4 protein-coding genes and 1 pseudogene are annotated in these 6,000 nt (G+C 66.4%); 3 read left to right on the top strand and 2 right to left on the bottom strand.

Going from position 1 to position 6,000, the window contains the following annotated elements:
* Positions 1 to 377 (bottom strand): annotated as a pseudogene (locus GZ997_RS12355) (hypothetical protein); the annotation flags it as partial.
* Positions 378 to 633: 256 nt separating this feature from the next.
* Between GZ997_RS12355 and chvE the strand changes: the two are divergent.
* The 3 genes from chvE (at position 634) to mmsB (ending at position 4,642) form a co-directional block, all read left to right on the top strand.
* Positions 634 to 1,755 (top strand): multiple monosaccharide ABC transporter substrate-binding protein, encoded by a 1,122-nt coding sequence (gene chvE / locus GZ997_RS12350; protein WP_162680098.1) that lies wholly within the window; start codon positions 634 to 636, stop codon positions 1,753 to 1,755.
* Positions 1,756 to 1,832: 77 nt separating this feature from the next.
* Positions 1,833 to 3,395 (top strand): multiple monosaccharide ABC transporter ATP-binding protein, encoded by a 1,563-nt coding sequence (gene mmsA / locus GZ997_RS12345; protein WP_275405377.1) that lies wholly within the window; start codon positions 1,833 to 1,835, stop codon positions 3,393 to 3,395.
* Positions 3,392 to 4,642, top strand: coding sequence for a multiple monosaccharide ABC transporter permease (gene mmsB, locus GZ997_RS12340; RefSeq protein WP_308807245.1), 1,251 nt, complete (start codon positions 3,392 to 3,394; stop codon positions 4,640 to 4,642). Before mmsA ends, mmsB begins: the two co-directional genes overlap by 4 nt.
* A gap of 310 nt (positions 4,643 to 4,952) precedes the next feature.
* Here the strand turns inward: mmsB and GZ997_RS12335 are convergent, their stop codons facing one another.
* Positions 4,953 to 5,978, bottom strand: a complete 1,026-nt coding sequence (locus GZ997_RS12335; protein WP_161924818.1) for a LacI family DNA-binding transcriptional regulator — start codon at positions 5,976 to 5,978, stop codon at positions 4,953 to 4,955.
* Positions 5,979 to 6,000: the final 22 nt, after the last annotated feature.

The following is a 6,000-nucleotide window of genomic DNA, read 5'->3' as shown; positions in this document are numbered from 1 at the left end:
TCGATGCCGGTGCGGGTGAACCAGATGTTCCAGGTGACCTGGTCGTAGTGGATGAAGGCCTTCAGGATCTCGGTCTGCTGCTCATCCAGGCCTTCAGGGATCGACGTGATCACATGCCGCTCGGTGGACAGCGACTCCGCCGTCACCACACCAGCCGCCTCCGCAGAAGCCGCAGCCGACGCAGACGCCTCAGCAGCGGCGGCCGACTCTGCCGCCTCCGCCGACGCCGCAGCCTCCGGATCATAGGTGGGGATATTCAAGGGATTGTCGTCCGGCTCAGACGAGCATGCCACCAGGGGCGAACACGCCAGCAACAGCGCCGCGGCGCCTGCGGCAGCACTACGCAGTCCGAGCGAACCAGTATGGAAACGGCGCATGAGCGACTCCTAAGGGGCAAGGGCTCGTCATCAGGACGTTATACAGTTTCACACTCCCGCGGGCCACGCGCAAGTGCTTCGGGTTTGGCGGTGGCGTGGCTCTACGTCTCTGCGGCGTGGCTCTACGTCCAGGTTGCCCTGGGGTGTGGGCGGTCTCGGTCTCGCCGGGCGGGTTGTCACGACACCGTATAAGTGGTAGCGTACAACTAAATGGATCACAGGATCCATACCCCACCCCCGAGGCGAGGAGGCCTCAATGCAGGATTTGTCGCGCAGGTCGTTTATTACGGGAGGCTCCGTCGCGGCGGCGGCGCTGCTGGCGGCGTGCACCGCGGAGCGAACGGACGACTACTACGGTGACGTCGGCGGCGGCGATGGCGCCCTGATCGGCGTCTCCATGCCGACCAAGAACCTGGAGCGCTGGAGCCGCGACGGTGAGAACCTCAAGTCTCTCCTTGAGGGCCTTGGCTACACCGTCGAGCTCCAGTTCGCCGACAACAAGGTCGAGCAGCAGAACTCCCAGATTCAGACGATGATCAACAAGTCCCCGGCCGTGATCGTCGTCGGCTCCATCGACGGCTCCGCGCTCGGGCCCGTGCTGCAGAGTGCCGCCGGACTCGGGATCAAGATCATCGCCTACGACCGTCTCATCCGCGATACCGAGGCGGTTGACTACTACGTCACCTTCGACAACTACAACGTCGGTGCCATGCAGGGGCAGTACATCGTGGACACCCTCGACCTGGAGAACGCATCCGGCCCCTTCAACTTCGAGCCCTTCGCAGGCTCCCCGGATGACAACAACGCCCGCTTCTTCTTCGAGGGCGCCTGGGACGTGCTGAGCCCCTACATCGAGTCGGGCAAGCTCGTGTGCCCCTCGGGCAAGCTGCCCTCCAGCGTGGACGACTGGCAGTCCATCGGTATCCAGGCATGGTCCAACACCACCGCTCAGTCGGAGATGGAGAACCGGCTCAACTCCTTCTACTCCACCACCAGGCGCGTCGACGTGATCCTGTCCCCTAATGACGCCATTGCACTGGGAATCGGCCAGGCCCTGGCGTCCGCCGGGTACAACGATGACAACTGGCCGGTCCTCACAGGTCAGGACGCCGACCAGGCCAACGTGGCGAACATCGTGAAGGGCCGCCAGTCGATGACGGTCTTCAAGGACACCCGCCTGCTCGGGGAACGCTGCGCCACCATGGTCGACCAGATCGCCCAGGGGCAGGAGGTCGAGGTCAACGACACCGACTCCTACGACAACGGCCAACTGGTAGTGCCCTCCTACCTGCTTGACCCGGTCGCCGTCGACGCCAACAACGTCCAGGAGGTCCTGGTCGACTCCGGCTATTACACCGCCGCCGAGGTGGGGCTGTAATGGCGGTCGACCCCAAGAACCCGCGCGCCTCCGCGCCCGCGCAGCAAGTAGCGTCGTCCGCGGACATCATCCTCGAGATGCGGCACATCACCAAGCCCTTCGGCGACTTCAAGGCCCTGGACGACGTCAACCTGGAGGTCCGCCGCGGCGAGATCCTGGCCATCTGCGGAGAAAACGGCGCCGGCAAGTCCACCCTGATGAATGTGCTGTCCGGGGTGTGGCCCCGCGGCACCTACGACGGTGACATCGTCTACGACGGCGAGGTCCGCCAGTTCCGCTCCATTCGCGACTCCGAGGCCGTCGGCATCGTCATCATCCACCAGGAGCTGGCCCTCAGCCCCTACCTGTCCGTGGCCGAGAACATCTTCATGGGCAACGAGAAGTCCCGCCGAGGCATCATCGACTGGGACGCGACCAATGAGGCGGCCGCCGAACTGCTACGGGAAGTCGGCCTGAGCATCCGCCCGCAGACGCGCGTAGCGGACCTCGGCGTCGGCCAGCAGCAGCTGGTGGAGATCGCCAAGGCCCTGTCCAAGGACGTGCGCCTGCTCATCCTGGACGAGCCCACCGCCGCCCTCAACGACGACGACTCCGCCCATCTGCTCGACCTCATGTGGGGGCTGCGTGAGCGCGGCATCACCATGGTGATGATCTCCCACAAGCTGGCGGAGGTGGCCGGCGTCGCCGACCGCACCACCATCATCCGTGACGGCCGCACCGTTCACACCGCCCCGCTGCACGGGGAAGGCGCCATCGGCGAGGACGAGATCATCCGCCTCATGGTGGGGCGTGAGCTGTCCAGTCGCTTCCCCGAGCACACTCCGCATGCGGGGGAGGAGGTGCTGCGGATCGAGCACTGGACCGCCCACCACCCCATCGACACCGCCCGCGCCGTCGTCGACGACGCCGCCCTGAGCCTGCGCCGCGGAGAGATCGTTGGCCTCGCCGGGCTCATGGGGGCCGGCCGTACGGAACTGGCCATGAGCCTGTTCGGACGTTCCTGGGGCACCAACATCTCCGGGCACGTCTACAAGAACGGCAAGGAGATCTCCACCGCCACCGTGCGGCAGGCCATCGACAACGGCCTGGCCTACGTCACCGAGGACCGCAAGGTACTCGGCCTGAACCTCATCCAGGACGTCAAGACCAACACCACGGCCGCCGCCCTGAACAAGGTCTCCTCCCGCGGCATCGTCGACGACGCCGCGGAGGAGGAGGTGGCAGAGAACTACCGGCGCGAGCTGCGCACCAAAACGGAGTCGCTGGCCACCCCTGTCGGTTCCCTGTCCGGAGGCAACCAGCAGAAGGTCGTCCTGGCCAAGTGGATGTTCTCCGACCCCGACGTCCTCATCCTCGACGAGCCGACCCGAGGCATCGACGTCGGAGCCAAATACGAGATCTATCAGATCATCAACCAGCTGGCCGATTCCGGAAAGGCCATCCTCGTCATCTCCTCCGAGCTTCCCGAGCTGCTGGGGATATGCGACCGCATCTACACCATGAGCCAAGGCCGGATTACGGGGCAAATGCCCCGGGCCGAGGCCACCCAGGAGAACCTCATGAAGCTAATGACCATTGAGAAGGACGCCGCCGGCCAAGGGCCCGCGCCGCGCACGGAACAGGAAGGAGCGGGGCAGTGAGCCAGCCAACCGACATTACGAGCGTGGAGCGCGGGGCTGAGCGCGCCTCCGGGCGCGGGCAGGGCACGCCCACTGCCGGGGCGAGGCTGCGCGATTCCCTTGGCCGCAACCTGCGCCAGTACGGGATCCTGGCCGCGCTGGTGGCGATCATCGTCTTCTTCCAAGTCCTGACCGGTGGGCTGCTGCTGGCGCCCAACAACGTTGCCAGCCTCATCCAGCAGAACGCCTACGTGATGATCCTGGCGGTCGGCATGGTCATGATCATCATCGCCCGGCACATCGACCTGTCGGTCGGTTCGATCGTCGGATTCGTGGGCGGCGTCATCGGCCTGCTGGTGGTCAACTCCGGGGTGCCGTGGCCGGTGGCGGTGCTGGTGGCGATCGTGATCGGCCTGCTCATCGGCTGCTGGCAGGGCTTCTGGGTGGCGATCATGGAGATCCCCGCCTTCATCGTGACCCTGGGTAGCATGCTCATCTTCCGCGGGCTCACCGTGGTCCTGGTCCAGCGCACCGTCTCCGGGCTGCCGCCCGCATTTGTCAGCATCGCCAACGGCTCGCTGCCCGCCTGGCTGGGATACCTGAAGAACTATGACGGCGTAACCATCCTCATCGGTCTGCTGGCCATTGCGGGACTGGTGCTCACCCAGCTGCGGGCAAGGCGCCGCAATCGTGCCGCAGGCCGAGCCGTTGACCCGGCCGGAGTGGTGGCGGCGCGCCTGCTCGTATTCGCCGCCGCCATCGGCTTCTTCACCATGCTGCTGGCCTACTCCGCCGGCGGTACGCCGATCGTCCTGGTGATCGTGGGCGCGGTAATCCTCATCTACTCCTTCGTGATGAACAAGAGCGTGTTTGGGCGTCACATATACGCTGTCGGCGGCAACCTCAAGGCAGCCCGCCTGTCCGGCGTGAACGTCAGGCGTGTGGACTTCCTGGTGTTCGTGAACATGGGCTTCCTGGCCTCGCTGGCAGCCATCGTGACCACCTCGCGCGCCGGGGCGGCGGTCTCCACCGCCGGCAACCTGTATGAGATGGACGCCATTGCTGCCGCCTACATCGGCGGAGCCGCAGTATCCGGTGGCGTGGGCCGGGTGTCCGGCGCCATCATCGGTGCGCTGATTATGGGCGTGCTCAACATGGGGCTGTCCATCATGGCCGTGGACTCCGCCTGGCAGCAGGCCATCAAGGGCCTGGTGCTGGTGCTTGCCGTGGCGGTGGACATCGTCGGCAAGCGCCGTAGCGCCGCCTGACGCACATTGGCCGGGAAAGTGTCCATCTCTCGCCACTTTGGTTCGCGGCTTGTCCCCGCGTACCGTCGGCCATGGCCGCTGACCTGGGAAAATAGGCAGGGATGCGTCTCCCCGCTGAGCCCCACCAGGTCAAAGTGGCGAGAGATGGACACTTTTTCCGAATGCGGGGCGAGAGTTGCAGGTGGTCGGCTCGGTCTCAGCGTCGACCACGGCCGACCGCGGCTGATCATGGCCGTTCATGGGGCTGATCGCGGCTGGTCGTGGTGGGCCGTGGGGCTGACCGTGTGGCCGACCGTGGTCGCTCGCGGCTTCACGATCGCTGCGGAGGCGCCGTGGAGGCGCGCACCACAAGCGAGGTCGGCACCAGCTCCTGGCCGGTCTCGGCCACGCCAGTGCTCATCATTCGCACCAGGCGGGCCATGCAGGCCCGTCCCATGCCGGTGAAGTCCTGATGCACCGTGGTCAGTGGGGGAGCGAAGTCGGCGGCCAGGGGGATGTCGTCAAAGCCCACCACGGACAGGTCCTCCGGGACACGTCGGCCCAGGTCCTGCGCGGCGTGCAGCAGACCGAGCGACATCTCGTCGTTCGCGCAGAATACGGCGGTACAGGTCGGGTCCTCCAACAGCGTGCGGGCGGCGCGGTAACCGGAGCCGGCCGACCAGTCCCCGTGCGCGGGCTCGGGCACGCGCCGCCCGGCCTCTGAGAGCACTTCGCGCCAGGCGCGCTCGCGGCGCTGCGCGGAGTAGGAGTGGGCGGGACCGGTGATGTGGTGGACCGTCTCGTGCCCGAGCGCCAGAAGGTGCTCCACGGCGCTACGGGTGCCGGCGGCCTGGTCGGTGTCGACTACCGCGTGATCGGGACCCAGGGCGGAGTCGACCACGACCAGGTGCTCGACGTCCGGGATCGTCAAGGAGGCGGTCTCGGAGTCCTCAGGCATTGACTCCAGCACCAGGATGACCCCATCGACCAATAGTTCCTGCAGGCGGTCAAAGGCGCCTGAGACCGAGGCGGTGGTGCGGGCTTGCGGGGCCATGAGGGTGACGGTGTAGCCATGGGCCGAGGCGGACTCGGAGATTGCGGCCAGGGTGGAGGTATTGCCCGTGGCGGTCAGGTCGAACATGACGACGCCGATGTTGTGGAAGCTGCCGCGCTTGAGTGCGCGGGCGGCGGCATTGGGGCGGTAACCGAGCTCGCGCATGGCTGCTACCACCCGCTCGCGGGTCTCGGGCACTACTCCCTGGTAGCCGTTGGACACGCGTGAGACCGTCTGTGCAGAGACGCCGGCCAGCCGCGCGACATCCGCCATGGAGACCTGATGACGACGCCGGGCTGACATGGGAACCTCCTGACGCAGTGGG

It is taken from the genome of Actinomyces sp. 565, assembly GCF_010365615.1.
Taxonomy (GTDB): Bacteria; Actinomycetota; Actinomycetes; order Actinomycetales; family Actinomycetaceae; genus Actinomyces.
This window is presented reverse-complemented; position numbering and strand designations above follow the sequence as displayed.

Excerpts from the sequence above, each read along its gene's own strand:
- chvE (WP_162680098.1), top strand. The coding sequence starts at position 634 with ATGCAGGATTTGTCGCGCAGGTCGTTTATTACGGGAGGCTCCGTCGCG.
- mmsA (WP_275405377.1), top strand. The coding sequence starts at position 1,833 with ATGCGGCACATCACCAAGCCCTTCGGCGACTTCAAGGCCCTGGACGAC.
- GZ997_RS12335 (WP_161924818.1), bottom strand. The coding sequence starts at position 5,978 with ATGTCAGCCCGGCGTCGTCATCAGGTCTCCATGGCGGATGTCGCGCGG.